26 protein-coding genes are annotated in these 26,207 nt (G+C 61.7%); 21 read left to right on the top strand and 5 right to left on the bottom strand.

Translation table 11 applies throughout. The annotated features are described in order from the left end of the window. Positions 1-249: 249 nt before the first annotated feature. Positions 250-630 carry a response regulator gene (locus LB558_RS03655; RefSeq protein WP_224696269.1) on the bottom strand — a complete coding sequence of 127 codons (381 nt, stop codon included), beginning with the start codon at positions 628-630 and terminating at the stop codon, positions 250-252. Further along, complete coding sequence (locus tag LB558_RS03650) at positions 627-3,737, bottom strand: CheR family methyltransferase (RefSeq protein ID WP_224696268.1); 3,111 nt, start codon at positions 3,735-3,737, stop codon at positions 627-629. The genes LB558_RS03655 and LB558_RS03650 overlap by 4 nt, the downstream gene beginning before the upstream one ends. Before the next feature lie 334 nt (positions 3,738-4,071). Between LB558_RS03650 and LB558_RS03645 the strand changes: the two genes are divergently transcribed. After that, entirely contained in the window at positions 4,072-4,665 is a 594-nt protein-coding gene (locus LB558_RS03645; RefSeq protein ID WP_224696267.1) for a response regulator, read from the top strand. Between the two features lie 120 nt (positions 4,666-4,785). On the opposite strand, the gene LB558_RS03640 is transcribed toward LB558_RS03645, so the two are convergent. Next, positions 4,786-5,058 (bottom strand): hypothetical protein, encoded by a 273-nt coding sequence (locus tag LB558_RS03640; RefSeq protein ID WP_224696266.1) that lies wholly within the window; start codon positions 5,056-5,058, stop codon positions 4,786-4,788. A gap of 212 nt (positions 5,059-5,270) precedes the next feature. Between LB558_RS03640 and LB558_RS03635 the strand changes: the two genes are divergently transcribed. From LB558_RS03635 to LB558_RS03595, 9 genes are all read left to right on the top strand, one after another. Beyond that, on the top strand, positions 5,271-6,377 hold the full coding sequence (locus tag LB558_RS03635; RefSeq protein WP_224696265.1) for an NAD-dependent epimerase/dehydratase family protein: 1,107 nt from the start codon (positions 5,271-5,273) through the stop codon (positions 6,375-6,377). Continuing rightward, positions 6,374-7,447, top strand: coding sequence for an NAD-dependent epimerase/dehydratase family protein (locus LB558_RS03630; protein WP_224696264.1), 1,074 nt, complete (start codon positions 6,374-6,376; stop codon positions 7,445-7,447). Before LB558_RS03635 ends, LB558_RS03630 begins: the two co-directional genes overlap by 4 nt. Continuing rightward, positions 7,444-8,736, top strand: a complete 1,293-nt coding sequence (locus LB558_RS03625; protein ID WP_224696263.1) for a TIGR04295 family B12-binding domain-containing radical SAM protein — start codon at positions 7,444-7,446, stop codon at positions 8,734-8,736. The genes LB558_RS03630 and LB558_RS03625 overlap by 4 nt, the downstream gene beginning before the upstream one ends. Beyond that, complete coding sequence (locus tag LB558_RS03620; protein WP_224696262.1) at positions 8,721-9,821, top strand: glycosyltransferase family 4 protein; 1,101 nt, start codon at positions 8,721-8,723, stop codon at positions 9,819-9,821. The genes LB558_RS03625 and LB558_RS03620 overlap by 16 nt, the downstream gene beginning before the upstream one ends. A 2-nt stretch (positions 9,822-9,823) precedes the next feature. Further along, positions 9,824-10,954 carry a glycosyltransferase gene (locus tag LB558_RS03615; protein WP_224696261.1) on the top strand — a complete coding sequence of 377 codons (1,131 nt, stop codon included), beginning with the start codon at positions 9,824-9,826 and terminating at the stop codon, positions 10,952-10,954. Further along, positions 10,951-12,045 carry a glycosyltransferase gene (locus tag LB558_RS03610; protein WP_224696260.1) on the top strand — a complete coding sequence of 365 codons (1,095 nt, stop codon included), beginning with the start codon at positions 10,951-10,953 and terminating at the stop codon, positions 12,043-12,045. Before LB558_RS03615 ends, LB558_RS03610 begins: the two co-directional genes overlap by 4 nt. Further along, positions 12,042-13,145 (top strand): glycosyltransferase, encoded by a 1,104-nt coding sequence (locus LB558_RS03605; RefSeq protein WP_224696259.1) that lies wholly within the window; start codon positions 12,042-12,044, stop codon positions 13,143-13,145. The genes LB558_RS03610 and LB558_RS03605 overlap by 4 nt, the downstream gene beginning before the upstream one ends. Positions 13,146-13,168: 23 nt before the next feature. Continuing rightward, the gene (locus LB558_RS03600; RefSeq protein ID WP_224696258.1) at positions 13,169-14,215 is read left to right on the top strand and encodes a UDP-glucuronic acid decarboxylase family protein; all 1,047 of its coding nucleotides are present in this window, start codon (positions 13,169-13,171) and stop codon (positions 14,213-14,215) included. Positions 14,216-14,307: 92 nt separating this feature from the next. Continuing rightward, positions 14,308-14,493 carry a hypothetical protein gene (locus tag LB558_RS03595; protein ID WP_224696257.1) on the top strand — a complete coding sequence of 62 codons (186 nt, stop codon included), beginning with the start codon at positions 14,308-14,310 and terminating at the stop codon, positions 14,491-14,493. Between the two features lie 9 nt (positions 14,494-14,502). Here LB558_RS03595 and LB558_RS03590 read toward each other — a convergent pair whose 3' ends face one another. After that, a complete protein-coding gene (locus LB558_RS03590) occupies positions 14,503-16,245 on the bottom strand; it encodes a hypothetical protein (protein WP_224696256.1) in 1,743 nt (580 codons plus the stop codon). A gap of 154 nt (positions 16,246-16,399) precedes the next feature. On the opposite strand from LB558_RS03590, the gene LB558_RS03585 reads away from it, so the two are divergent. The 11 genes from LB558_RS03585 (at position 16,400) to LB558_RS03535 (ending at position 25,396) form a co-directional block, all read left to right on the top strand. Next, the gene (locus LB558_RS03585; protein WP_224696255.1) at positions 16,400-17,503 is read left to right on the top strand and encodes an inositol-3-phosphate synthase; all 1,104 of its coding nucleotides are present in this window, start codon (positions 16,400-16,402) and stop codon (positions 17,501-17,503) included. Next, entirely contained in the window at positions 17,500-18,096 is a 597-nt protein-coding gene (locus tag LB558_RS03580; RefSeq protein WP_224696254.1) for a histidine phosphatase family protein, read from the top strand. The genes LB558_RS03585 and LB558_RS03580 overlap by 4 nt, the downstream gene beginning before the upstream one ends. A gap of 14 nt (positions 18,097-18,110) precedes the next feature. Further along, positions 18,111-19,211, top strand: a complete 1,101-nt coding sequence (locus tag LB558_RS03575; protein WP_224696253.1) for a glycosyltransferase — start codon at positions 18,111-18,113, stop codon at positions 19,209-19,211. Continuing rightward, positions 19,211-20,014 carry a sugar phosphate nucleotidyltransferase gene (locus LB558_RS03570; protein ID WP_224696252.1) on the top strand — a complete coding sequence of 268 codons (804 nt, stop codon included), beginning with the start codon at positions 19,211-19,213 and terminating at the stop codon, positions 20,012-20,014. Before LB558_RS03575 ends, LB558_RS03570 begins: the two co-directional genes overlap by 1 nt. A 2-nt stretch (positions 20,015-20,016) precedes the next feature. Further along, the gene (locus tag LB558_RS03565) at positions 20,017-20,778 is read left to right on the top strand and encodes a TIGR04290 family methyltransferase (RefSeq protein ID WP_224696251.1); all 762 of its coding nucleotides are present in this window, start codon (positions 20,017-20,019) and stop codon (positions 20,776-20,778) included. Continuing rightward, positions 20,771-21,703, top strand: coding sequence for a beta-xylosidase (locus tag LB558_RS03560; protein ID WP_224696250.1), 933 nt, complete (start codon positions 20,771-20,773; stop codon positions 21,701-21,703). The genes LB558_RS03565 and LB558_RS03560 overlap by 8 nt, the downstream gene beginning before the upstream one ends. 7 nt (positions 21,704-21,710) lie before the next feature. Then, the gene (locus LB558_RS03555; protein WP_224696249.1) at positions 21,711-22,859 is read left to right on the top strand and encodes a glycosyltransferase family 4 protein; all 1,149 of its coding nucleotides are present in this window, start codon (positions 21,711-21,713) and stop codon (positions 22,857-22,859) included. Continuing rightward, positions 22,856-23,842 (top strand): GNAT family N-acetyltransferase, encoded by a 987-nt coding sequence (locus LB558_RS03550; protein WP_224696248.1) that lies wholly within the window; start codon positions 22,856-22,858, stop codon positions 23,840-23,842. Before LB558_RS03555 ends, LB558_RS03550 begins: the two co-directional genes overlap by 4 nt. A 3-nt stretch (positions 23,843-23,845) precedes the next feature. Continuing rightward, positions 23,846-24,760, top strand: a complete 915-nt coding sequence (locus tag LB558_RS03545; RefSeq protein WP_224696247.1) for a class I SAM-dependent methyltransferase — start codon at positions 23,846-23,848, stop codon at positions 24,758-24,760. A gap of 81 nt (positions 24,761-24,841) precedes the next feature. After that, positions 24,842-25,060, top strand: a complete 219-nt coding sequence (locus LB558_RS03540; RefSeq protein ID WP_224696246.1) for a hypothetical protein — start codon at positions 24,842-24,844, stop codon at positions 25,058-25,060. A 159-nt stretch (positions 25,061-25,219) separates the two neighbouring features. Then, entirely contained in the window at positions 25,220-25,396 is a 177-nt protein-coding gene (locus LB558_RS03535; protein ID WP_224696245.1) for a hypothetical protein, read from the top strand. Here the strand turns inward: LB558_RS03535 and LB558_RS03530 are convergent, their stop codons facing one another. After that, complete coding sequence (locus LB558_RS03530; protein ID WP_027036349.1) at positions 25,397-25,960, bottom strand: sigma-70 family RNA polymerase sigma factor; 564 nt, start codon at positions 25,958-25,960, stop codon at positions 25,397-25,399. Between the last annotated feature and the right edge of the window lie 247 nt (positions 25,961-26,207).

Genomic DNA, 26,207 nt, shown 5'->3' with positions numbered 1-26,207 from the left:
GAGAATTCCACATCGAAACCCAGCGTCCGGTCTCCAAACGCCGATGCCCTGCCGCACCCGAGACGGGATGCCGATGACACGAATGCCGGTGCCAAGCCGCCGACCCCGAAAACCGCCGGCACATCCCCGCCATCGGCCCCGCCGCTGGACAATCCGGTTGCCAATCGAAACGCCGGACGGCCGCGTCAGGCGAGCACCACGCCTCGGCCGACGGACAAGCCCCTGGACTGAAACCGGCCTCTCTTGAAATCACGACAAGTGTTTGTCGGGACGAAGCGATGCCAGGTCGGCCAGGGTGTCGAGAAGGGCAGCGTCGCCTGCCGGTTTCGGCACGAATTTGCAGTTTCGGAAGGGTTCGGGAACGTCACGCGGCCCAAATCCGGTCATGAAGGCGAAGGGGATGCCGCGAGCCAGCAATGTTTCAGCTATGGGCAGACTTGTTTCACCGTTCAATTGAATATCCAGCAGCGCCACGTCGACTTTGCCTGCGTCGATAAGCCGACGAGCCGCGGCGACCGAGGAGACAGGGCCGATCACCGGATAGCCCGCCGCGCGCAGGCGTGACGCGACGTCTTCGGCGATCAGCCATTCGTCCTCGACCACCAGAACGCGCGGCCTGTCGTCGCTCACGGCGCCTCCTTGTGGTTTGCCGGAAACGCGATCTGGACGCTGAGGCCCTCCTTGTGGAACACTGTCTCGACATGGCCGCCGAGCCTGTAACCGATTTCTCCTTGTAACAAGGTCAGGCCAAAGCCGTTGTCCAAGGGGGCCTTGACAAGAGGACCGTCCTTCTCTCGCCAGCCAAATGTGAAACTGTCATCCTCGATCGACCATTGCACATAGACCTTGCCGTCGGTTTTTGACAAAGCGCCATACTTGGCCGCGTTGGTGGCCAGTTCATGAATGGCCATACTGAGGGAAAGCCCCTGTTGCGGACCTAATTTCACGTCTTCGCCATCGAGTTCAACCCGCTCGATGCCGAAAGGTTCGAGTTCCTGCTGGAGCAATTCCCTGACCGAGGCTTCCTTCCATCTCTCCCGGGTCAGCAGGCCGTAGGCCCGCGACATGGCATGCAGGCGGCCGATCAGCGCATCCGCGAACTCCTCCTTCGTATCAGAACTTTCCCGCGTGCGGCTTACAATGCTGGCGATCACCGCAAGCATATTCTTGACCCGGTGATTGAGTTCCGAGATGAGCACCTGCTGATGCTCTTCCGCCTGTGCCAGCGTGGTGACATCGACAAGTGTCACCACCACGCCCTGGATCCTGTTGCCTTTGTCTCGATAGGGATTGATGCGGACCATGTGGAAGAGGCCCCTGGCATCACGCGCCAGATGATGATTCAGGATCTCGCCTGTCTCGAACACCTTGTCGATGTGCTGCTTCAACCCTGGGTAGTCGAGTTGGCTCGACAAATCCGTCAGCGGCCGGCCGACATCGGAGGGACGCAGGCTGAAGAAGGATGACGCCGCCGGCGTGAAGGTGCGGACCACAAGGCTGCGGTCGAGGAAAATGGTCGCGATATCTGTGCTTTCGAACAGGTTGCGCAGATCGCCGTTGGCGTGGTCGAGCTCTTCTATCTTGGCCGTCAACTCGGCGTTGATCGTGTTGAGCTCCTCGTTGAGCGACTGCATCTCCTCCTTCGAGGCTTCGAGTTCCTCGTTGGTGGATTGCGCCTCCTCATTGACGGAGACGAGTTCCTCGTTCGACGATTTCACCTCCTCCAGCGCGGTCTCGTATTCCTCGATCGTCGACTGCAGGCGTTCTCTGGTATCGCGCAGTTCCCGCTCGAGATCGGCGGTGCTGTCGCTGACACGGCTGCCGCCGTCTTCCTCTGAGCGAGCCTGCGTTGGGCCCGACGGCTCGAAAAGGACAAGGTAAAGCGGCTCGCCGTTGCCGCGTTCGGCGAGCGGCTCGATCGTCAGCCTGATCGGCTGGACCCGTTCGTCGTCTTCCTCCACGGTGAGGTTTTCCCGCACCACTGTGCGGCGCGTGGTCGTCGCTTCGCGCAGTGCGGCGCGGAGATCCAGCCGCAGCCCACGCCTTGCCATCGTCAGCAACTGCCGGCTGGGAATCCCTTGTGGCGCTTCGAGATATCTGCCGGTCCTGGCCGAATAATAGACGACATCGCCATCGGCGTTGACCAGGACATGCGGCGGCGCGAACCGTTCCAGCACCTGCGCCTCCACTGCCTGCCGCAGGGGATAGCCGACAAGTCCCTTCTTCGAGCCGGCGCTTTCGGATGGGAAGACGGTGGAATGGCTTTCCCCGATCAGGGCCGGCAGTCTGATGTGCGGTGAGGCATGCTCCCGGGCATGGAAGATGCGATGTTTCTTGTCGACGGTGGCGAACAGATCTTCGTGCTGCCCGATGCTTTCGGAGGTGCCGAGGAAAAGGTAACCGCCGGGCTTCAGCGCATAATGGAAGACAGGGATGACGCGGTTTTGGATGATCGGGCCGAAATAGATCAGCAGATTGCGGCAGGAGACCAGGTCCATGCGCGAGAAGGGTGGATCGCGAATGACGCTGTGCGGCGAGAAGATGCACAATTCGCGTATCGCATTGCTGATGACATAGCTATCGCCATCGCCGTTGAAAAACCGCTGTTTGCGTTCGGGAGAAAGACCTTGCAGCAAGGCTTCCGGATAGCGTGCCGCCCGCGCCACCGCCAGCGCCGGCTCGTCTATGTCGGTGGCGAATATCTGGACGCGCGGAACGACCGTAAGCTTCTCCATGTGTTCGCGCAGCAGGATGCCAATGGAGAACACCTCCTCGCCCGTGGCGCATCCGGGAACCCAGACCCTGACGGTGTCGCTGGCGGTCTTGCCTTCGAACAGCTGCGGTATGATCTTTCGCTCGAGCAACTCGAAGGCATCGGGGTCGCGAAAGAAGTTGGTGACATTGATCAGCAGATCGCGAAAAAGGTTCATCACCTCCCGAGCATCCTTCTTCAGCCAGTCTATATAAGCGCTGATGGAATGGACCTGGGCGATCTGCATGCGCCGCTTCACGCGGCGCAGGAATGTCTTGGTCTTGTAGCCCGAGAAGTCGTGGCCGGAGTGGCTGCGCAGAATGGCGTATATCTGTTCTCGCACCTTATCGATTTCGGCCGTATGGTCGCCATCTTCTTCCGCCAGCCCTTCCAGCGGGTCGAAGCCACGGGCGAAAGCCTCCAGCTTCGCCCCGATCTCCTCCGCGGGCACAGCGACATCGACGAGTCCGCTGGCAATAGCGCTCTGCGGCATGTCGGGATTGCGCGGCCCGTAGCCGTCCGGCGCTTGCGCGACGATAAACCCGCCCCGCTCCTTGATGGCCTTGGCGCCCAGGGTTCCATCGGAGTCGCCGCCCGACAGGATGACGCCAACGGCATATTCGCCCTGGTCTTCACCCAATGCGCTGAAGAAGATATCGACGGGCTTGCGCTCCTGGGTAAGCCCATTGGGCCGGCGCATGTGCAGCACCCCCGATTCAATGACCAATGTCACGTTTTGCGGCATCACATAGACGTGGTCAGGTTGAACCACCATGCCGTCCTCGACCACAATGACGGGCATGTCGGTGTAGCGGCTGATAACCTCGTGCAACAGGCTTTCGCGCTTGGGACTGAGATGCGTGATGATGATGAAAGCCATACCAGGCTGGCTGGTCACGCCTTTGAACAGGCCTTCCATCGCGGGAATGCCACCCGCCGACGCGCCGATGCCGACGATGGGGAATCTAGTCGATCGGGCAGTCACGGCATGTCCCCCTTTCGCCGACCCGACATGAAGTTGCCTCAAGGCCGGATCGAACAGGACACAACCATATAGCGCGCTAGACGGATGGAACAAGACGTCAGGGACGACGTTGAACCCGATATCAATGGTGGTTCAATGGCAAAACGATCTGCTGACATAAAACTCCCGACGCCGGTGGTATCAGGGGAGCCTGGATCGCTTGGAGATTCCCATGCGGGGGCCGTCCCGGATCGCATGGTGACGCTTGCGAAACTGTTGCAGGCGGCCTTGGATGACAGAATCCGGAAAGCAAATCCGCTGCACTCTAACCTCCGTTCCAAGAAAGGATGACGACGTGCGCGACCTGCGGGGGCTGCATATTCTGATAGTCGAAGACGAATGGACGATGGCGGGAGACCTTGCGCGGTTTTTCAGCAATATGGGCGCCATTATCCTCGGTCCGGCTGCAACCGTCGAACAGGCATCCAAACACACCGGGGCGGCCGAAGCTGCAATCCTCGACGTCAATCTCAATGGCCGACGCGTGTTTCCGATCGCCGATGAGTTGATGCGTCGGGGTGTCCCCTTCGTGTTCTTCAGCGGCGATGACGACATCGCCATTCCCGATCATCTCCGCTACGCCAGCAATTTGCGGAAATCCTCGGGCAGCCAGGCGGTGTTCAACGCGCTCTTTCCCCCGCAGGCACCTGGGTTGGCGACCCCCGTGCCGGATCCGTCCGACGACATCTTCGCGCTTTTGCCCAAGCTGCGACTTGCGGCGCGCCTTTTGCTGGGAGACGTCGACGCATCGGATCGGCTCGTCGAGCGGACGCTCGAGCAAGCAATCCGGGCTGTCGACCGCAGACAGCTTGGTCAATCCACTGAAAGCTGGCTCAACGGCATCATGCGGGAGATGGCAAAAACCCGCGGCGCAAAACTGATGCATTAGTTTAGCCTCCCAAGGCATTCTCAGGCTGAAGTGCTAAGCCGCGGGACCATCGATTGTTCACCCCATCTCGAAAAATGGCCGGAAGGCGTGTCGACCGATCAGTCGCCTGGGCCTGCGTCATCAGTCCTTCCGATGGCGCTCGACGAATTTGTTGAAACGGCTGGCTTTTCCCTCACCGGTCTTGGCCTGATACAGAAAGGCCAGATCATTCTCGTCGAATATCCGGAAGAACTCGTCCCATTCGACGGGCTCGAATGCTTCCTCGGGCTCGCCGAAGTCGATCCGCAGGATGCCGCCCTCGCCTTTGGTGCGCACCACTGCCGGCCGGCCATCCCGCTCCTCGGCCCATTTGCGAATTTCGTCGTGGTTGGTGGTCGTTTTCGACTGAGACATTGAAATCTCCTTTGATCATCGGCGTTGCCACATGGGATACGCAGGCCGTCGGGCGTCCTAACAGCACAAGGGCGCCAATGTTCCAGCACCGCGCGGTGATCGCGATGCGCCAGCTCCCAACGAAGCCGGGCAAAGGAACTTTGTTGAAGCAAGGGAACAAACCTTTTGCCGAAAAGTTCGGGGCGCCGAGGTTACTTGTTTGAGGAGTCGTCGTGAAACGCATATTGGTTACAGGAGGCTGCGGCTTCATCGGCCGGCATGTCGCACAGGAACTCGTCGAGCAGGGTTATTCGGTTCGCATCCTCGATGCGCTGCTGGAGCAGGTGCATGCAGGCGAAGCCGTCGCGCTTCCCGCCGGGACCGAACTGATCAAGGGTGACGTCCGCGATCGGGAGGCGGTCGCCAGTGCGCTCGAAGGGATTGACGCGGTCATTCATCTGGCGGCGGAAGTCGGCGTCGGACAATCGATGTACGAGATCGCGCGTTATGTCGGCTGCAACGATCTCGGCACCGCAACGCTGCTTGAGGCGCTGATCAAACACCCGGTCGAGCGCATTGTCGTCGCCTCGTCGATGAGTGTCTACGGCGAGGGACTCTATGCCACGTCCGACGGCCGGCGTGTCGACAATGCTCGGCGCAAGGCGAGCGACATCAGGAGCGGGCAATGGGACCCGCTGTCGCCAGCGGGAGACGCCCTCTCGCCGCTGCCGACGGACGAAGAAAAGCCGGTCGATCTCGCCTCCATCTATGCGCTGACAAAATACGCCCAGGAGCGCGCCGTGCTGATCTTCGGCGAGGCCTATGGCATCGATGCGGTCGCGCTGCGCCTGTTCAATGTCTTCGGCGCCGGCCAGGCGTTATCCAATCCCTATACCGGCGTGCTTGCCAACTTCGCCTCGCGTCTCGCCAACGGCCAACGGCCAATGATCTTCGAGGATGGCGAACAGAAGCGCGATTTCGTCCATGTGCATGACGTCGCCCGCGCCTTTCGCCTTGCGCTGCAGCAACGCCAGGCAAAGGGTCATGTCATCAACATCGGCAGCGGCCGAGCCTATGCAATCAGCGAAGTCGCGCGACTGCTGGCCGAGGCCATGGGGACACCGAACCGCTCGCCGGAACTGCTCGGCAAAGCGCGCTCGGGCGATATCCGCAACTGCTTCGCCGATATTTCCAAGGCCCGTGAGCTGCTCGGTTTCGAGCCGGTGCAGCAACTGGAGAATTCGCTCGGAGATTTCGTTTCCTGGGTGCGTAACACGTCCGCCGTCGACCGCGGCGCCGACATGAAGCGCGAGCTCGAAGAACGCGGGCTGGTGTCATGAACACACGCAATCGACGCGACGCGCCGGTCGCCATCGTCGGCGGCAGCGGCTTCATAGGATCGAACCTCGCCGACAGCCTGCTGTCGGATGGCGAACCGGTGCTGGTGATCGACAATCTCAGCCGTCCGGGTGTCGAGCAGAACCTTGAATGGCTGGCGCAAAAACACGGCGGTCGCCTCACGGTGGAGACGATCGATGTGCGGGACGCCAACGCCTTGGCGCCGGCTCTGATGAGTTCGAAGGCGATCTTCCATCTGGCCGCGCAAACCGCCGTCACCACAAGCCTGGTCCAGCCGGGCGAGGATTTCGACATCAACCTTCGAGGAACGTTCAACGTTCTGGAGGCGGCGCGACTGAGCGGCGAGCGTATCCCGGTGATCTTCGCCAGCACCAACAAGGTCTATGGCAGCCTGCCCGACGTCGCGGTGCGCGAGGACGGCGATCGCTATGTGCCGTGCGACAGCGTCATCGAGGCGAACGGCATCGATGAGGCTCGGAGCCTGAACTTCTGCACGCCCTACGGTTGCTCCAAAGGCGCGGCGGATCAGTATGCGCTCGACTATGCCAAATCCTACGGCATGCCGACGGCGGTGCTGCGGATGAGCTGCATCTATGGACCGCGCCAGTTCGGAACCGAGGACCAGGGCTGGGTCGCGCACTTCCTGCTCAGCGCGCTGACGGGGCGCCCCATCACCATTTACGGCGACGGCAGGCAAGTGCGCGATATCCTGCATGTCTCCGATGCCGTCGCCGCCTACAGGGCCGTGCTCGATCGCATCGAGACCACCAAAGGCCAGGCATTCAATCTTGGCGGCGGCCCGAAAAATGCGCTCAGCCTGCGCAGGCTGTTGAGCGAGATCCGTAGCCTGACCGGTCATGAGCTTTCAATCCGCCATGATAGCGAACGCACCGGCGACCAGCCCTTTTTCGTCGCCGACACCCGGAAGATCAAAACCGCGCTTGGCTGGAGGGCCAATGTCTCATGGCGCGAAGGCGTCCGCGATCTCGCCGACTGGCTGCAGCGCCATCGGCTCGAGCCTCGCCCGCAAGCCGTGAGGTACGTCGCATGAAAATCGCCCTGGTAAACCCGTCCTGGACGTATGAGGACAGCATTTATTTCGGCTGCCGCCAACCGCATCTGCCGCTGGAACTCGGCTATTCGAAGGCCCTGCTCGAAGGCGCCGGACATGAGGTGCTGATGCTGGATGGGCAGTTGCAGAAGCTCGACAATTCCGGTCTCTGCGAGCGGGTGGCTGATTTCGCCCCGGCGATGACCGTCGTCAGTACCGCCCCGACCTATCTGTTCTGGCGCTGCGCGCCGCCGGAATTGCGTGTGCCGGCCGATTTCCTCAACCGTCTCGCCGGGCGCGGCGGACGCACGGTCGCGGTCGGGCCGCACGGCTCGGCGACGCCGGCGCCGACATTGCGCAAGCTCGGCGTCGACATCGTCGTGCGCGGCGAGTGCGAAGAAGTCGTCGAGCAACTTGCCCGGCGCGACGATTGGAGCGCGGTGCCCTCAACCGCCTATCTTCGGGATGCCAAGGTGGTTTCGAACGGCGGCGTCCACGCCAGCTCGTTTGCCGATCATCCCCCACTCGAATGGCCAGCGGACTGGATCGCAGCCCATTCGCACCACCATCACAGGTTCGATGACAATCAGGTCGGGTTCGGTGCGGAAGTCGAGGCATCGCGCGGCTGTCCCTACAATTGCAGCTTCTGCGCCAAGATCGATTTCCGTGACGCCTATCGCCGTCGAAACCTCGAAGCGGTGGTAGCGGAGATCGATCGGCTGATTGCCCAAGGTGTCGGCTACATCTACTTCATCGACGAAATCTTCCTGCCACAAAAAGCGTTGCTGGAAGCCTTGGTCGATCGCGATGTGAAATTTGGCGTACAGACCCGCATCGATCTGTGGAAGCCCGAGCTGCTGGAATTGCTGGGCGCCGCAGGCTGCGTCTCAATTGAAGCCGGTCTCGAAAGCCTGACCGTTGAAGGCCGGGCGATGCTGGCCAAGCGCTGCCGGCTGGGCACCGAGGAACTCGCCGCGCTGCTCGTCGATGCCAGACGTCACGTTCCGTTTGTCCAGGCCAATCTGATCGGCGTGGTCGAGGATGATCCCGCCCTGGTCGAGCACTGGCGAACCCACCTGATCGACCACGGCGTATGGGCCAACGAACCTGTGCCGCTTTACCCGTATCCGAGTTCGCCCAGCTACCGCGAGCTGTGGGGCGAACCCGACGACCTTGCCTGGGAGCGGGCCCATGACCACTACCTCGCATCCTTCCAGAAATTCAGTGACATCCAGGAGAGGCGGCCGCGGCCGCTGGCGGAACTGGAGGCGACATGTTGCGGACACTGACGCCGCGCTCGCGGCGCATCCTGATGACCGTCGATGCCGTGGGCGGCGTATGGCGCTATGCGCTTGATCTGGCACGGGAACTTGTGAGCGGCGGCGACAGTGTGGTGCTTGCCGGCCTCGGTCCGCAACCGTCGAGGCAGCAGGCCGAGGAGGCGGAGGCTTTCACGACGCTGATCTGGTTGAACACGCCGCCGGATTGGATGACCCGCAACGGCGGCGACCTCGACACACTGCCGCGGGAATTGCTTGCGCCCATGCGCGACCACGCCATCGACCTTGTCCATTTCAACGCGCCGACGCAGGCAGCAGGATTCGATGCGCCGTGCCCAACCGTGGTGGTCTCCCATTCCTGCGTGACGACATGGTTCCACGCCGTCAGGAACCAGGCGGTGGATGGCGCATGGGCCTGGCAGAAGGAGCGTAACAGGCGCGGCTTGGATCGGGCCGACGCAGTCATCGTGCCGAGCCGCAGCCATGCCGACATGCTTGAGACCTGCTATGGCCCGATCGCGCGCCTGCATGTTGTTGGAAATGGCGCTCGTCCCGTCCCGAATGCCGAAAAGCGTCAACCGCTCGTCTTCGCCGCGGCCCGCTGGTGGGACGAGGGCAAGAATGCGGCGGTGGTCGACCAAGCTGCGTCGCTGACGCAATGGCCCGTCTTTGTCGCCGGTTCGATGCACGGTCCGAACGGCGGGCGTACCAGCTTCAGCCATGCTGTTCCTCTGGGAGCACTGCCGTTTCACGAGGTGCGCTCCTTGATGGCGCGCGCCGGCATTTTCGTGTCGCCATCAATCTATGAGCCATTTGGTCTGGCCGCGCTGGAAGCTGCCATGTCGGCGACGCCCCTGGTGCTTTCCGACATCGCAACCTATCGCGAACTATGGGACGGAGCCGCGACGTTCTTTGACGCGCGCAATCCGCACGACCTCGCGGCCTGCCTCAATCGTCTCTCCAGCGACGCCGAATTCAGGCGGGAGCTCGGCCAGGCAGCCATGCGACGGAGCCGCCGGTTTACACTGGCCAGGCAAGCGGCGGCCATGCGAGGCGTCTACGACAAGGCGGCCCTAGCCATGGCGGGGCGCTGACCATGCGCTTTCTGTTCTACACCCACTCGGTCGTTTCCGACTGGAACCATGGCAATGCCCATTTCCTGCGCGGTATCATGCGGGACCTGGTTGCGCGCCAGCACCAGGCAGTCGCGCTGGAACCGGCGGACGGCTGGAGCCGTTCGAACCTGCTGGCCGAGAAGGGATCCTTCGCCATCGAACGCTTCCGCAAGGATTTCCCTGAGTTGATGCCGGTCACCTACGATGCCGGGTTCGATCACGAAGCCTGGATCGCTGAGGCCGACGTTGTGATCGTTCATGAGTGGACGGATCCGGAGCTTGTCGCACGCATCGGCCGTGCCCGGGCCGCTGGCGGCAACTTCATCCTTCTGTTTCATGACACCCACCACCGGGCCGTATCGGCGACCGAGGCAATCTCGGCGCTGCGGTTGGAGCACTATGACGGCGTTCTCGCCTTTGGCGAGGCCTTGCGCGAGAGCTACCTGCGCGCCGGATGGGGCAAGCGCGTCTTCACATGGCATGAAGCCGCGGACGATCGCCTGTTCAAGCCGCACCCGGAGATCCACCCCATGTCCGATCTGGTCTGGATTGGAAACTGGGGCGACGATGAGCGGACTGCCGAACTCAAGGAGTTTCTACTCGAGCCGGTACACGTTCTCGGTCTCGAGGCCACTGTCCACGGCGTCCGTTATCCCAAGCCCGCACTTGCGGATCTGGCCACCGCCGGACTGCGCTATGATGGATGGATCGCCAATGCCGACGTGCCGAAGGCGTTCGCCGCGCATCGTGTCACCGTCCACATTCCACGGCGCCCATATCGTGAGGGTTTGCCCGGAATTCCGACAATCCGCATGTTCGAGGCGCTCGCCTGCGGCATTCCGCTGATTTCAGCACCATGGTCCGATGTCGAGCAGCTGTTCAGGCCCGGCGTCGACTTCCTGTTTGCCCAGAATGGCTCGCAAATGCGGCAACACCTGCGGGCGGTATTGGCCGATGCGGATTTCGCGGCTTCCCTGATGACTTCGGGTCTCGAGACCATCCGCTCGCGGCACACCTGCCGGCACCGCGTCGACGAGTTGTTCGGGGTGCTCAAGGAATGCACAACCGAACAAACCATCAACAAGACCACCGCAAAGGAAGCCGCCGCATGAAGATGGCATTCTATGGATCGAGCCTCTTGTCATCCTACTGGAACGGTGCCGCAACTTACTATCGCGGGTTGCTGAAGGCGCTTGCCCAATTGGGCTACGAAATCACCTTCTATGAGCCCGACGTCTACGACCGCCAGAAGAACCGCGACATCGAGGCCCCTGACTGGTGCACTGTGGTCGTTTATGAAGCGACCCAGCACGCGCTGATGCAGGTGGCGGCACGTGCCGCCAGCGCCGACATCGTCGTCAAGGCGAGTGGTGTCGGTTTCGAGGACGAGGCGCTGCTGCGGGCCGTCCTCGACCACGCCCGCAGCGACGCGCTGGTGGTATTCTGGGACGTGGACGCTCCAGCCACCCTTGCCCAGCTGCGCGACGAACCGGACCATCCGCTCCATAGCGCCCTGCAAGAAATCGACCTTGTGCTGACCTATGGCGGCGGCGACCCCGTCGTCTGGGCCTACCGTGCCATGGGCGCGAACGAATGCGTGCCGATCTACAATGCGCTCGATCCCCAAACGCATCACCCGGTCACCAGCAATGCGCGTTTCGCTTGCGATCTGGCGTTCCTCGGCAACAGGCTGCCGGATCGTGAGGCACGTGTCGGAGCGTTCTTCCTCGATCCCGCAACCCAGCTGCCGAAAAAACGTTTTCTGCTCGGTGGATCGGGCTGGGGAGACAAGCCGCTTCCCGCCAATGTCGGCTGGCTCGGTCACGTTGGCACCCGCGATCATAATGCCTTCAACGTCACACCCATGGCGGTGCTGAACATCAGCCGCGACAGCATGGCCCTAAACGGTTTTTCACCGGCCACCCGTGTCTTCGAGGCGGCCGGCGCCGGTGCCTGCCTCATCACGGACGCATGGCTGGGCGTGGAACTGTTCCTGAAACCAGGCGAGGAGATCCTGGTGGCACGCGACGGCGGCGATGTCGCCGAGATCATGCGCACGCTGACCTCCAGTCGCGCAAAAGCAATCGGCCAGGCCGCACTTTGCCGCGTGCTGGCCGACCATACCTACGCGTTGCGGGCGGACGTGGCCGATGCCGTCTTCAAACGTCATTTCGAGCAGGGGACCGTGGAGGCAGCGGAATGACCAAGCAATTGGACATCGTCTTTCTCGGCCTGTCGCTGTCCTCCTCCTGGGGAAACGGCCACGCCACGACGTTTCGAGGCCTGCTCAAAGGTCTGCACGAACTCGGCCACCGCGTGACCTTTCTGGAGCGCGACGTGCCGTGGTACGCCAACCACCGCGATCTGCGCGATCCGGATTTCTGCGCCTTGCGCTACTACGAAACCACAGCGGAGTTGCAACGCGACTACGCCCGGTGCCTGGATCAGGCCGACATCGTCGTCATCGGCTCCTTCGTGCCGGAAGGGCGTGTGGTCATCGACATCGTCGCTTCACTTTGCAGAGGGCGCTTCTGCTTCTACGACATCGACACGCCGGTGACCGTGGCGCAGCTTGCGGCCAATGATTGCGACTATCTGAGCTGGCGGCAAATTCCGTATTTCGATGTCTACTTCTCGTTCACCGGCGGGCCGATGCTTGGCCGTCTGGTGAAGGACTTCGGCGCGCGCCGCGCCGAACCGCTCTACTGCTCGGTCGACCCCGAACGGCACCACCGGACCGGTGATCCGATCCGCTGGGATCTCGGCTATCTCGGCACCTACAGTGCGGACCGGCAGGCAACGCTGAACGCGCTGCTGCTTGAGCCCGCACGGGATATGCCGGACCGCCGTTTCGTCGTAGCCGGCTCGCAATACCCATCCGACATCATCTGGCCGGACAATGTCGAACGCATCGAACATTTGCCGCCGGCCGATCATGCCGCGTTCTATAGCCGTCAGCGCTACACGCTGAACGTCACACGCAGTTCCATGATCGCTGCCGGGTGGTCGCCCAGTGTCCGCCTGTTCGAAGCGGCTGCTTGTGGCACGCCGGTTATCAGCGATCGCTGGCCAGGGCTCGACAGCTTCTTTCCCGCATCGGTGATCCACACCGCCGGGGAAACGGACGATGTCGTCGAGATCCTCTTCGGCGAGTCCGAGCGCACACGCCTCGCCATGGCCAGCCAAGCCCGCGAACGCGTCCTCGCATCCCACACCGGTGCTGCCAGGGCCCGCGAATTCGTGGCGGCGTTGACACAGCCAAGGGCGGCGGCCCTCCATTTCGACATCGGAAGCGCAGCATGACCGGCATACAGGAGAAAACGACGATGCGACAAAAAAGAAACGCGCAAAGGGCAAAGGCAGTGCTTGTTGCCGGCGGTGCGGGATTCCTCGGTTCGCATCTTTGCGAAGCATTGCTCCGCGACGGCTGGCGCGTGATCTGCGCCGACAATTTCCTGACTGGACGCATGGAGAACATCATCTCGATCATGGACCACCCCGATTTCCGTTTGATCGAGCAGGATATCTGCCGGCCGTTGGATCTCGGCGAGCCCGTGGATCGTATCTACAACCTGGCATGCGCTGCCTCGCCGCCGCGTTACCAGGCCGACCCGATACACACCACGCGAACCTGCGTGATCGGAACGCTCAACCTGCTAGAACTCGCGGTCCGCAATGACGCGCGGCTGCTACAGGCCTCGACGAGCGAGGTGTATGGCGATCCGGAGCAACATCCCCAGAGGGAGGACTATGTTGGCCATGTGAACTGCACCGGCCCACGCGCCTGCTACGACGAGGGCAAGCGCACCGCCGAAACGCTTTGCTTCGACTATCTGAGAGCCCGCAAAGCCGACGTCCGCGTGGCACGCATCTTCAACACCTACGGTCCGAGAATGGATCCGGCGGACGGCCGCATCGTCTCGAACCTGATCATGCAGGCGCTTGAGAAACGTCCTCTGACGATCTTCGGCGACGGCTTGCAGACGCGATCCTTCTGCTATGTCTCCGATCAGATCGATGGATTGAGGCGCCTGATGGATATCGATCCCAATCCGGGCAAGCCGGTCAATCTGGGCAATCCCGGAGAATTCACCATCGTGCGACTGGCGGCGTTGGTGAAGGCGATGACCGGCACCAAATCGGATCTGAGATTTCTGCCGCTGCCGCAAGACGATCCTCGGCGCAGGCAGCCTGATATTTCGCGTGCAAAAGCGCTGCTCGGCTGGACGCCGAAGGTGCCCCTCAACGAAGGGCTTAAGCTGACGATCGATTATTTCGCGGCACTTGAAGGCAGTCGCATCGGCGATCAGATGACAGGCTTTGCCAAAAGAGCGAGACCAGCATCCGGCGGGCTGCAGAACCTTCCGGCGTGATGCGAGACGGCCGCCGAAACCTTTCCCGAGATCGCGCGGAACATCCGCCCAAGCTTGTGGTTTGGCAGTAGGACCCGATACGGAGCATCCTAATGCGACCCAAGCGACCCGCGAGGGAGATCGACCAGTTGGCCGAGCGTGAGACGGCTGCCTATCTGCGGCGCGCCTCTATCACCTATCTCGAGTGCTGCGTCAGCCTGATGATGACGCATCTGCAGCGGGAGGAAGTGGCCAGTATTCTCGAGCAGGAAGCAGACATGCTGCGAAGGCTGGACTGATCGGAACGATCATACCTGGCATTCGTCCAGGAAGTGTATCAGCCGCATCCTATATTGGTCGGCCGTTGCGGCCAACCTTGCTTTTTCCCGGCCATTTTCGGATTGCGCAGCCGTGCTCCACACCCCGAGCTGAAATGCCAAATAGCACGGTTCGAAAAAGGCGATGTGGCCATTGTCGATGGCAAGCTGCATTCCCTCGACCAAGGCCCTCACATCGCTGTCGGATAGTCCATACTCGACACGGGCGCCGGCAATGTCCCACTCTATTGGCTGGCAGCCGATCAAATCGTGTGCCCGGCAATGGTCAACAGCATCTGTCTTGAGCACCCTGCCGTCGGCACGAACGAGAAACTCCCACGGTTGGAGCTTCCCGTCGGTTTCAACCCGCTGCAGCACGCTCGCGGGGTTCTGTTTCGAGAGCCAACCGCGCAAGGTCGCTGCGCGTTTCTCGCCCAAGGCTTCCGACGCGTTAGAAACAGCCATTTCCGCAAGCGCGAGCAATGATGCACCTGGTTCGCAAGTTCGAAGATTAAGCGCACGCCAGGCCAGGTAATTTGTGAACTCCGCGATCATTCTTCCCCTGGGCAGCGGCGCCTGATCCATCGTGGTGCCGTCAATCCACCGTTCAACCAGAAAGCCATGGCAAAGCGCTGCAACTTGCGATCCGAACCCGGCTTCATGCAACATCGCCGCGGCTCGTTTCTTGCGCAGTCCGGTTTCGCCGAGGCCGGCAAATTTGACGAGCCAGCGGTCACGCCCGGCGGACGCAAGGAATTTACGCCGCTCGGTACCGCGTGAGCTCGGCGGCCAGCGCCCTTCCTCGGCGTAGTGGGCGGCCCGCCACTCGCCACCAGACAGTTCGGTCAGGCTTAATTCCGGCCTGCCGACCGCCTCGGCCACCCAATCGCGCAGCGTGGGAATTTTCGAGCTTTCGGAGAAGGTGCAGTCAAACGCCGTCGCCACATGTTTGGGACAGCGCGACCACGTCTCCCGAGCCTCCCGCGACGCTTCGGTGCCCGGGCCGCCTGAATGGCTGGGAAACAGGTGAACACGGTCCGTATCGATGCCCAGTTGACGCAGCCACACGACCACGGCATGCATCGAACTGCCGGACAGGCCGGGACCCTCGTCGACAACCGCGAAACGCGCCGATGGATTGTTCTTCCAGGTAGAGATCGACCGCGGATCGGCGTTGACATGCCGGCGGAAAGGATGACCGATCGGGCGAACGCTGAATGGCGCCGGCGCGCCAATCGCGGCCGCCACCATAGCTGCCAGCCCAAGGCCAATGCTGCGGACGCCGATCACGCATGTGTTCGCATCGAGACCCGACTTCCGCGCCGCGTCCAAATAGCTTTCGGGATAAAGCGCATAATGCGCATAACCCTCGGCAGAGCCGGTCAGAACCTCGGCCTGGCAGTCGAGCCCGGCGAGCAGTTCGAGAAGTCCCGGATCGATGCCACCGCCGACGCCGAAACCACTTCGCCACGACTTCGCCACCTCTGCCGCAAGTCCGACCAGCAACCTGGCGCCTTGCTGTTGTCGCGTCGAAAAGATGTCGATGCCGCTGGTTTCGAAATCGACATCGGCAAGCGCCTGAACCAGTTCCGACACGCTGATGAACAGTCCGACCAATGCAGCATGGCGTTGGACGCCATGAGACATCCGACCCAGGTTTTCGGCCATTTCGCTTGCTGCTTCGCGAAGCTGTTGTGCTTTCTGCGTCTGCTTGTGGTCGCCGTAGACGATCATCGATCGGTTTCCAATGCATGCCGTGCGGCAACGCATCGAATGCAGCTTCGATCCATGCAGTCTCGCGAATTTTTCGATGGGCGGAGGAACATTCCGGCACGCTGATGGTTCGGCGCCAGGAACTTACCTTTGAACAACATAGGGTGGCGGTTTCGTGGGATCGAAAAAGGTTCGTGTTGGTATCGTTGGGATCGGCAACTGCGCATCTTCCCTCGTGCAGGGCCTCTCCTTTTACCGTCACGCGAAAAGCAACGAACCAATCCCTGGGCTGATGCATGCCGACCTCGGCGGCTACCATGTCGACGACATCGAGATTGTCTGCGCATTCGATGTCGCCAAGAGCAAGGTTGGCCTGGACGTCGCGGAAGCGATTTACGCCGCCCCGAACAACACCTTCCGCTTTGCCGACGCGCCGACAACCGGCGTTCGCGTCGAGCGCGGACCGACGCTGGACGGGATCGGCAAATATTTGCGCGACGAGATTGAAGAAGCTCCGGAGCCGGTTGCCAATGTCAGCGAAATCCTGCGCGACAGCAACGCTGACGTGCTGGTTTCCTACCTGCCGGTGGGTTCCGAGGAGGCGACCTGCTTCTATGCCGAATGCGCACTCGAGGCCGGCTGCGCCTTCGTCAATTGCATACCCGTTTTCATCGCCTCACGCCCGGAATGGCGCCGGCGCTTTGAGCAGCGGGGACTGCCGCTGGTCGGCGACGATATCAAGAGCCAGGTCGGCGCGACCATCGTGCACCGGTTGCTGGCCAATCTCTTCCGCGAACGCGGCGTACGCATCGACCGCACCTATCAGCTGAATTTCGGCGGCAACACCGATTTTCTCAACATGCTGGAGCGCGAGCGGCTGGAATCGAAGAAAATCTCGAAGACGCAGTCCGTGGCCAGCCAGTTCGATGTTCCCCTGGAGCCGGGCAACATCCATGTCGGCCCGAGCGACCATGTGCCTTGGCTTACCGATCGCAAATGGGCCTATATAAGGGTGGAAGGCACGACTTTCGGCGGCGTGCCGCTCAATGCCGAGCTCAAGCTGGAAGTCTGGGATTCTCCAAATTCAGCCGGCGTGGTGATCGATGCGGTACGCTGCGCCAAGCTGGCGCTCGATCGCGGCATAGCCGGTGCCCTGACCGGTCCCTGCAGTTACTTCATGAAGTCGCCTCCCGAACAGTTCACCGACGCCGAAGCGCGGCAGCGCACGCTTGCGTTCATCGCCGGCAAGGACGAGCCATTGCTCGATGCTGCAGAATGACGACGACCTTCTTTCTGATCCGCCATGCGGCGCACGACAATGTTGGCTCCTATCTTGCAGGCCGGATGGACGGCGTTTGCCTCGGCGATGCCGGCAAGGCACAGGCAGCGCAGCTTGGCGGCCGCATGGCCCGGGAGCCCATCGTCGCGATCCTGTGCAGCCCGCGTGAGCGTACGCGAGAGACGGCGCTGCCAATCGCGCTAGCCTGCGGTGTCGGGGAAATCGCGATCTGCGCCGAACTCGACGAGATCGACTTCGGCGACTGGTCGGGAAAGACTTTCGATGAGCTGAATGGCGACGCCAGTTGGCGAGCCTGGAATGACCAGCGGCAGGAGGCAAGAACACCAAGTGGCGAGACCATGCAGGATGTCCAGCAACGCATTGTGTCGCTGATGACCGCGGTCCGCGAGCGGCATCAGAACCAATGCGTCGCCCTGGTCAGCCACGCCGATGTGATCAAGGCCGCCGTCTGCAACGTCCTTGGCTTGCCGCCCGGTGACTGCTTTCGCTTCGACATCGATCCCGCCTCGATCACGACGATCGTATCGGGGGACTGGGGGGCGAAGCTGATCCGATTGAACGAAGGTGCCTGACGAGGATTTGCCGGATGCAGATGGTCATTTTCGGTCTTACCGTCACGTCTTCATGGGGTAATGGACATGCCACCTTATGGAGGGGACTGATCCGAGCCCTCGCCCGGCGCGGCTGGTCCATTACCTTCTTCGAACGCGACACACCCTACTATGCCGGAACGCGCGATCTCGGTCATCTGGACGGCGGCAACGTCGTGCTCTACCCGGACTGGGATGACATCCGCCGGGTCGCGGAGCAAACGATCAAACAATCGGATGTCGTGATCGTCACCTCGTATTGTCCCGACGCCGTGGACGCCTCGCGGCTGGCGCAGCAGGCAGGCCGCGGACTGCGTGTGTTCTACGATCTGGACACTCCGGTCACGCTTGCCCGCATCGAACAAGGTGAGCGTCCACCCTATTTCGGCCCCGAGGGTCTTGCCGATTTCGACCTCGTCCTGAGTTACACCGGCGGCTCGGCGGTCGACGCGCTGAAGACGGTTCTGGGTGCGCGCCATGTGGTGCCGCTCTATGGGCATGTCGATCCCGACCAACACCGGCCGGCAGAGAAGCGGGCCGAATTCGCAGGTGATCTGTCCTATCTCGGGACCTACGCGGCGGATCGCCAGGCCGGCGTCGAAAAGCTGCTGGTCCGTACCGCCGCGCGTCTACCGGATCGACGCTTCATCATCGGCGGCGCACAGTATCCGCAGGAATTCCCGTGGGGCGACAACATCTTCTTCGTCAGGCATCTGCCACCGGCCGATCATCCGGCGTTTTTCTCATCCTCCCGACTGACGCTGAATGTCACCCGCGAGGCGATGGTGCAAAAAGGCTGGTGTCCTTCGGGCCGGTTGTTCGAAGCGGCGGCATGCGGGGTGCCGATCATAACCGACACCTGGCCTGGCCTAAGCAGCTTCTTCGAACCCGGCAGCGAGATCCTGCTGGCCCACGACACCGATGACGTGGTCGCGGCGCTCGCCTTGCCGGCAGATGAACTCGATGCCATCAAAACCCGGGCGCGCGAACGGGTTTTGAACGAACACACTTCTGCCCGGCGCGCGGCGGAGTTGGACCACATTCTAAACGACGCCTTTCAAAGATCTCCCGGCGAACCGATGATGGAAGCAGTCTGATGTTGGGCATTGTGCCCGCTGCCGGGCGCGGCAGCCGCATTCAACCGCTCGGCTTCTCGAAAGAGTTGCTGCCGGTAGGCAGTCGGATCGATGGACAGACGGAGCGTCCCTGCGCGGTGAGCGAGTATCTGGTGCGGCGGATGGTGCGCGCCGGCGTCGACAAGATCTGTTTCATCATTGGATCGGGCAAATCCGACATTCTCGAATATTACGCCGCCGGCTACGGGGACGCCGCGGCTCTCTTCGTGGTGCAGCCCAACCCTGTTGGACTTTGCGATGCGATTTTTCGGGCAGCGCCTCTCGTCGCGCCCGACGAAGTCGTCCTGGTCGGCCTTCCCGACACGATCTGGTTTCCCGAGGACGGCTTCTGTCATTTGCCTGACGATCAGCTTTCATTTCTGCTCTTCCCGGTGGATCGTCCGGAATTCTTCGACGCCGTCATTGTCGATGACGACGAGCGCGTGACCGAAATCCAGGTCAAGCAACAGGATGCCGGCACGAACTGGGTTTGGGGTGCGTTCAAGATGCCGGGCCAAATTCTGCATCAGCTTGCGGCACTCTGGCGCGAGCGGGAATGCCGTGACGAATATGTCGGCACGTTGGTCAACGCCTACCTTGCGGCCGGAGGTCAGGCCTCTGGCGTCAAGGCTGGGTCCGCTTATGTCGATGTCGGTACGTTCAACGGCTATCGCACGGCGCTGCGGCTGCTCGAAGACGGCGCCGCACCCGTCCATCACCAACCCGCCACGATAATGCCAGGTGCCCGTTCGCATGTGCCTGTCGTGCCGGGCGAAGGAGCCTGATCATGCTGCATTCCCATGCCGAAATCCGCCGCCGTATCGACGCTCTCGGCCCATGGTTCCACAACATGGAACTGGCCGGTGTCGAAACCGCTCCCAACCATTTTCTCGGCAATTATCCGCTGATCAAATGGCGCAAATTCGCCGAGGCCATTGCCGCGGATCTGACAGGCAAGACGGTGTTGGATATCGGCTGCAATGCCGGTTTCTATTCCATCGAGATGAAACGGCGAGGTGCTGCCCGTGTCCTCGGCATCGATTTCGATGAGGCTTATCTGGCGCAGGCCCGCTTTGCCGCCGAGATCGCCAATTGCGAGATCGAATTCCAGAAACTTTCGGTCTACGACGTCGGCGCCCTGCGCGAAACATTCGATATCGTGCTGTTCATGGGGGTGCTTTATCATTTGCGCCACCCCTTGCTCGCGCTCGACCTTATCCGTGAGCATGTCGCCGGTGACCTGATGATCTTCCAGTCCATGCAGCGCGGCAGCACGGATCTGCCCGAGATGGAAGAGAACTATCATTTCTGGACGCATGACCTGTTCGACCGGCCGGAATTTCCCAAGCTGCATTTCATCGAGCACCGCTATGCCGATGACCCGACCAACTGGTGGATACCCAACCGCGCCTGCACCGAAGCGATGCTGCGCAGCGCCGGATTTGAAATCGTCCTGCATCCGGAGCAGGAGGTCTATTTCTGCCGCGCCGCTGGCGACCCGGCCAGTGGGGGTCCCGTCTACCCCTCGAAAGGACAGCGCCATGATTGAAGCCGCGATGATCTGGAACGAGCCCAACAACAAATCGCATTGGGACCCCGAACTCGACCCTGATTGGAGCCGCTTTGCCCGGATGGCGATCCTGGCGGCGGACGCAATCGCATCTGAAAACCAGGCTTTGACCAAAGTGCTAGGTGGCATCTCGCCGATAGACCCGGGGTTCATCATCCGCATGAAGGAATTCGGCGTGCTGGATCATGTCGACGCCGTCGCCGTGCACGGCTTTCCCCTCGACTGGAATCTGTGGCAGATCCAGGAATGGCCGCAGAAGATCGGCGAGATCGCGACCGTCACCGACCTTCCCATCTGGGTCAGCGAAGTCGGCGTATCGACCTTCGGCGCCGAGGAAATCCAGGTCTGGGGGCTCAAGCGCACAGCTGAATTGCTGCTCGGCAACGCACCACGCATCCAGTGGTACAGCCTCTACGATCTTCCGCGTGAATGGGAAGCAACGACGCGTCACCGCGAAGCCGAGGGCTCTTCTTATTACCGTCATTTCCACATGGGGCTGCTGCGCCAGGACGGCACGCCAAAGCCCGCGCTGGAGGAATTCCTGCGCTATACACCCGCAATGGGACTGGTGCAGTGGTTTCATTTCGAAGATCCGCGGCTGGACGATGCCGTCGCCTGGATGAAGCGGCTGGGTGTCACCAATATGCGTACCGGGCTTTCCTGGGCGGACAGTTTTCGGCCGAATGCGCTGGACTGGTTCGACCGGCAGATGGAAGCACTCGCCGATTTCGACGTGACGGTCACCTTCTGCTTCACGCCTCAGCACCGCGGAATGATGCCCCACCACACTAGCCCGCCACTGGTGCCGGAGGAGTTCGCGGAATTCTGCTCAACCATGATCCGCCGCTATGCGCCTGGCATGACATCCGCCTCGCTCCCCACGCGGCGGGCCTCGGCCGCGTGAAATCGTCATGCTGCCCATGCATCAGATGCCGGACTTCGCGACACCAATGACAGGTGGAGATGCGGCGCATGGCAGCGGGACGCAACCAGCCGCGACACTCACCGTCCTCAATGTCGCCTACCCTCTCGCGCCGGTCGGCCCCGACGCCGTTGGCGGTGCCGAACAGGTTCTGTCGATGCTCGATCGGGCACTGGTTCACGCCGGTCATCGATCTATCGTCATTGCTTGCGGTGGCTCCAAAACGAGCGGCACGCTTGTGGAAATACCAGCCGAAAACGGCGTGCTCGACGAGGCGGCGAAGAGCCGCGCGCAACAAGCCCATCGCAAAGCGATCGCCGCTGCCCGCGCCCGATGGCCCATCGATGTGGTCCATCTGCACGGCATCGATTTCGACGCTTATCTTCCCGACGATGGTCCGACGTTGGTGACCCTCCACCTGCCATTGGATTTGTATCCGGCCGCGGCATTGCGCCCGACACGCGGCGACCTCTGGCTTCATGCGGTCTCGCCCAGCCAGCAGAAAACCGCGCCACCAGGTGCCAGACTGGCAGCACCGATTCCGAACGGCGTCGACATCGAAGCACTGAACCTGCCGCAGCCGAAGCGCGACTTTGCCCTGGTTCTGAGCCGGGTTTGCCCGGAAAAGGGCATTCACCTGGCGCTTGATGCAGCCCAACAGGTAGGCGTTCCGCTGGTCATCGGCGGTAAGGTCTATCCCTACGAAACGCATACGCGGTACTTTCGTGACGAGGTCCAATCTCGCCTCGATGGCCGCCGCCGCTTCCTTGGTCCGCTCGGCTTCACCGCCAAGCGACGCTTTCTCAACGCAGCGCGCTGTCTGGTCATTCCGAGCCTCGCAGCCGAGACCAGCTCGCTTGTGGCCATGGAGGCCCTCGCCTGCGGTACCCCGGTGGTCGCCTTTCCAAATGGTGCGCTTCCGGATGTGATCGAGCATGGCAGGACGGGCTTTCTCGTCGATACGGTCGACGAGATGGCCCAAGCCATTCTTGCGGCGCCCAGCTTGGATGCCGAGACATGCAGGGCCGAAGCGCGCCGGCGGTTTTCGCTGGAACGGATGATCTCATCTTACATGGATGCCTATCAGGCGCTGGCACAGCTCGGCACCGCTCGCCGGCGCTTGGCTGCGGCACCGTGAGCAAAGCGGTGCTGCGCTGCGAAATCATCGGTGACCGCGCACAATTCAACGCCTTGACGCCGCACTGGTGGAAACTCTGGCAGCAGAGTCCCTCGGCGACGCCGTTTCAATCTCCCGCCTGGCTGGTGTCATGGTGGCACGCATTCGCACCCGGTGAACTGGCGACGGTCGCGGTCTGGCGCGGCGGCGATCTGGTCGGTCTGGCGCCGTGTTACCTGGAGCATGGGACGGCCGGTTCGAAGCTGCTTCCGGTCGGCATTTCGCTCAGCGATTATCTGGACATCCTGGCTGTCCCTGGGATCGAAGCCGAGGTTGTCGGCATTATCACCGAGTCGTTCTTCTCGATCGGGTGGGCGCAATGGATCTTGTCGGACTTGGCGCAGGACAGCGTCGCCCTTGCGATAAAGCATCCCGAGATGGATCGGCCGACCGCCCATGCCGCCTGCCCCGTGCTCGCCATCGCCGGCGACGAAACGCTAGCAGGCTGCGTCCCCGCAAGACGCAGACGCCAGTTGCGTCGGGCGCGCCAGGCCGCATCAAGATGCGGCCGGATTGCGCTGTCATCGGCAAGCGGCAGTCCGCAAACCTTCCTCGATCAATTGATCCGCCTGCACAATGTGCGCTGGGCCGAACACGGAGGCGGTGTGTTGGCCAACCCCGCCGTCGACCAATTCCATCGGCTCTCGCTTCCCTTGCTCGATGCTCACGGTCTGGTGCGATGCTGGCTGCTTGCGATCGATGGCAGGACCGTCGGTGCCTATTACGGATTTCACCACCGCGGCCGTGCCTATGCTTATCTGGGTGGCTTCGACCCTGCTTATGCCGAGCAGAGCCCAGGCGCGATCCTGATTGGCCACGCAATCGCGGAGTCGATCCGCGAAGATGCGCGCGAGTTCGATTTCCTGCGCGGCCAGGAGGCCTACAAATATGGCTGGGGCGCCGTCGACAGGTGGACGATGCGCAGAGTCTGGACGCGGAGTTGACCCATGAGTGGAACCGCACCGAAAGCTGCCCAGCGCCGGACATCGGTCAGGCTGGCGATTGAAGACTGCATGGCAGATGGTATTTGCGCCGAAGGTGTTCTCGTCAGGCTGGCGCTCCACCTGCCGTCCACAATTGGAGCAGCGGAATTGGCGGAGGTCGTGCTGAAAGTCCGTCCGGCGGATACCGGCGACGCGGCAAGACTGCGAAAGGTCGCCGGACTGCTGCGCTGCAGACCAGACGTCTTTGCCATGCTGCGAGCGACCGGCGGCGCCGTTCGGCATGAGCGCGATAAGGACGAGACCAATGCCGCTGTCGTCACGCGGCTGGCCTCCAGCTTCGATGCCGCGGCAGCGATTTCGGGAGCCGCGAGTGTCCAACTGACATCCCTCGGCGATGAGGAAAGGCTCACAGCCACGACCAACGAAATCGTTGCATGGCTGGAAGCGCGAGAATTCACGGGAAGGGAACGGAGCATTCTCGACATCGGTTGCGGCATCGGCCGTTTCGAGCGTGCGCTGTGTAAATCCTTCAAGCGGATGGTCGGCATCGACATATCGCCGCGGATGATCTCCATCGCCTCAGAGCAATGCGCCGCACTCGGCAATGTCGAGTTGCGACAAACCTCCGGTCTCGATCTCGCCGATTTCGACGATGCCAGTTTCGATTGCGTGCTGGCGGTCGACAGCTTTCCCTATCTGGTTCTGGCCGGCATGGCGGAGCGGCATTTCGAAGAAATTGCGCGCGTTCTGAATCGGCCGGGCTGGCTCGCCTTGCTGAACTATTCCTATCGCGGATCACTTTTCTCAGACCGCGACGATATCGGCCGTCTGGCGCAAGCTCATCAATTGCAGGTCCTCATCGACGGTGAGAAGCCGTTTCGGTCATGGGATGGCAGCGTCTTTTTGCTCGCTCGGTGAGACGGAACATTACAGTGCGATGCCAGTTCGGACGTCGAAATAGGGGCACCGACGAGGGTCCCCGCTTCGAAGGAGGAGATCATGGCATCTGGCGGTAAAAAACATTTCGGTCGCGGCAGCCAGGGCAAGAGTGCCGGCGTCGGCGCAATGACCTCCCTGGAGAAGGACAAGATCGAAGAAAACGCGGTTTTGTCGAATCGCGACAAGAAGCAGCATGGCCAGGAGCGCGGGCTGGACGGCAATCGGATCAAATCCGATCAATATCAGGATCACGCCGCTAACCGATTGCCGAAGGACTGAACGCCACCGCGCCGCATCCATAGTCGGCGGCGACGAAGGAGCAAGGAATAAACCTGTGCAAAGGGTCCGCTGATGAGCTTATCGGCGGTGGACACCGCCTTGTAATGCCAGGCGCTTATCACCACACTACGATCAAGGGACCGCTATCAAGAGAATGTGATGTCTCGTTCGAGCGACGATACCACGGATCCGCATGTGGAGATGACAGTGGATCAGGAGATTGCTTCCCTGCTGGCCGCCATAGAGCAGGAAAGGGTTCCAGACCGCCTGACCAAGCTGGCGATGGAACTGCAGAACGCACTCGTCGAGAAACGCCGGCGCGACGTGAGGAACTAACTATCTGCGGCTGTCGACCTCGACATCGAGCTGACCATCCGAAAGCTGGTTTCTTCTCTCCATCAATGTCTCCAGCGAACTCTCGCCAAGGAATTCAAGGATGTTGGCGCGCGCACGGTTCAGGCGGCTTTTGACCGTCCCGACCGCGCAACCGCATATGTCGGCGGTTTCCTCGTAGCTCACTCCCAAAACGCCGATCAGCATCAGGACTTCGCGTTGGTGTTCAGGCAGCCTTTGAATGGCGCCGTGAACTTCCTTGCTCTGAACGGTCCATTCCTGGGTGGCTTCCGAAATCGGTCTTGAAGACGCGCAATCGAGCAGGCCGGGCGCCTCCCGGGCAGCGATCTTGACCCGGGTGTAATAAGTGTTGCGCATGATGGTGAAGAGCCACGACTTCATCCGCGTACCGGGTTCGAACTTGTCGATGTTGGCGAGACCCTTGGTCAGTGTCTCCTGCACGAGATCGTCAGCATCGTCGGGGACGCGGCAGAAGGTGCGCGCGAATGCCCGCAGCGCGGGTATCAGGTCAACGATGGAAACTTCATTGGTTTCCTGGTCGGCCAAAAGGCAGCCTCCGGATGACAATAGTCCAGCTCCCAGAAGAAAGAGTGTGTGAACGCAGCCCCAGCTAAATGCATGGAAGTTTGGTTCGTTCCTCGTGCTGGAGACAACTCTTCATAAATTCTGCGCGGGCGGAGATATCTGTCATCCGATCGGCGCGCACCATCGCCGCGGCAGTCACGACAGCGGTGTCTTCAGCGTCCATTTTCACGGGAACAAAGCCGCTCACCGGCAGTTTGATGGCTTGACC

This window comes from Mesorhizobium sp. CO1-1-8, assembly GCF_020164875.1.
Taxonomy (GTDB): domain Bacteria; phylum Pseudomonadota; class Alphaproteobacteria; order Rhizobiales; family Rhizobiaceae; genus Mesorhizobium.
This window is presented reverse-complemented; position numbering and strand designations above follow the sequence as displayed.

Excerpts from the sequence above, each read along its gene's own strand:
- LB558_RS03555 (WP_224696249.1), top strand. The coding sequence starts at position 21,711 with ATGCTGCCCATGCATCAGATGCCGGACTTCGCGACACCAATGACAGGT.
- LB558_RS03630 (WP_224696264.1), top strand. The coding sequence starts at position 6,374 with ATGAACACACGCAATCGACGCGACGCGCCGGTCGCCATCGTCGGCGGC.
- LB558_RS03570 (WP_224696252.1), top strand. The coding sequence starts at position 19,211 with ATGTTGGGCATTGTGCCCGCTGCCGGGCGCGGCAGCCGCATTCAACCG.
- LB558_RS03600 (WP_224696258.1), top strand. The coding sequence starts at position 13,169 with ATGCGACAAAAAAGAAACGCGCAAAGGGCAAAGGCAGTGCTTGTTGCC.
- LB558_RS03595 (WP_224696257.1), top strand. The coding sequence starts at position 14,308 with ATGCGACCCAAGCGACCCGCGAGGGAGATCGACCAGTTGGCCGAGCGT.
- LB558_RS03610 (WP_224696260.1), top strand. The coding sequence starts at position 10,951 with ATGAAGATGGCATTCTATGGATCGAGCCTCTTGTCATCCTACTGGAAC.
- LB558_RS03575 (WP_224696253.1), top strand. The coding sequence starts at position 18,111 with ATGCAGATGGTCATTTTCGGTCTTACCGTCACGTCTTCATGGGGTAAT.
- LB558_RS03620 (WP_224696262.1), top strand. The coding sequence starts at position 8,721 with ATGTTGCGGACACTGACGCCGCGCTCGCGGCGCATCCTGATGACCGTC.
- LB558_RS03605 (WP_224696259.1), top strand. The coding sequence starts at position 12,042 with ATGACCAAGCAATTGGACATCGTCTTTCTCGGCCTGTCGCTGTCCTCC.
- LB558_RS03535 (WP_224696245.1), top strand. The coding sequence starts at position 25,220 with ATGTCTCGTTCGAGCGACGATACCACGGATCCGCATGTGGAGATGACA.
- LB558_RS03565 (WP_224696251.1), top strand. The coding sequence starts at position 20,017 with ATGCTGCATTCCCATGCCGAAATCCGCCGCCGTATCGACGCTCTCGGC.
- LB558_RS03545 (WP_224696247.1), top strand. The coding sequence starts at position 23,846 with ATGAGTGGAACCGCACCGAAAGCTGCCCAGCGCCGGACATCGGTCAGG.
- LB558_RS03625 (WP_224696263.1), top strand. The coding sequence starts at position 7,444 with ATGAAAATCGCCCTGGTAAACCCGTCCTGGACGTATGAGGACAGCATT.
- LB558_RS03580 (WP_224696254.1), top strand. The coding sequence starts at position 17,500 with ATGACGACGACCTTCTTTCTGATCCGCCATGCGGCGCACGACAATGTT.
- LB558_RS03615 (WP_224696261.1), top strand. The coding sequence starts at position 9,824 with ATGCGCTTTCTGTTCTACACCCACTCGGTCGTTTCCGACTGGAACCAT.
- LB558_RS03640 (WP_224696266.1), bottom strand. The coding sequence starts at position 5,058 with ATGTCTCAGTCGAAAACGACCACCAACCACGACGAAATTCGCAAATGG.
- LB558_RS03540 (WP_224696246.1), top strand. The coding sequence starts at position 24,842 with ATGGCATCTGGCGGTAAAAAACATTTCGGTCGCGGCAGCCAGGGCAAG.
- LB558_RS03560 (WP_224696250.1), top strand. The coding sequence starts at position 20,771 with ATGATTGAAGCCGCGATGATCTGGAACGAGCCCAACAACAAATCGCAT.
- LB558_RS03590 (WP_224696256.1), bottom strand. The coding sequence starts at position 16,245 with ATGATCGTCTACGGCGACCACAAGCAGACGCAGAAAGCACAACAGCTT.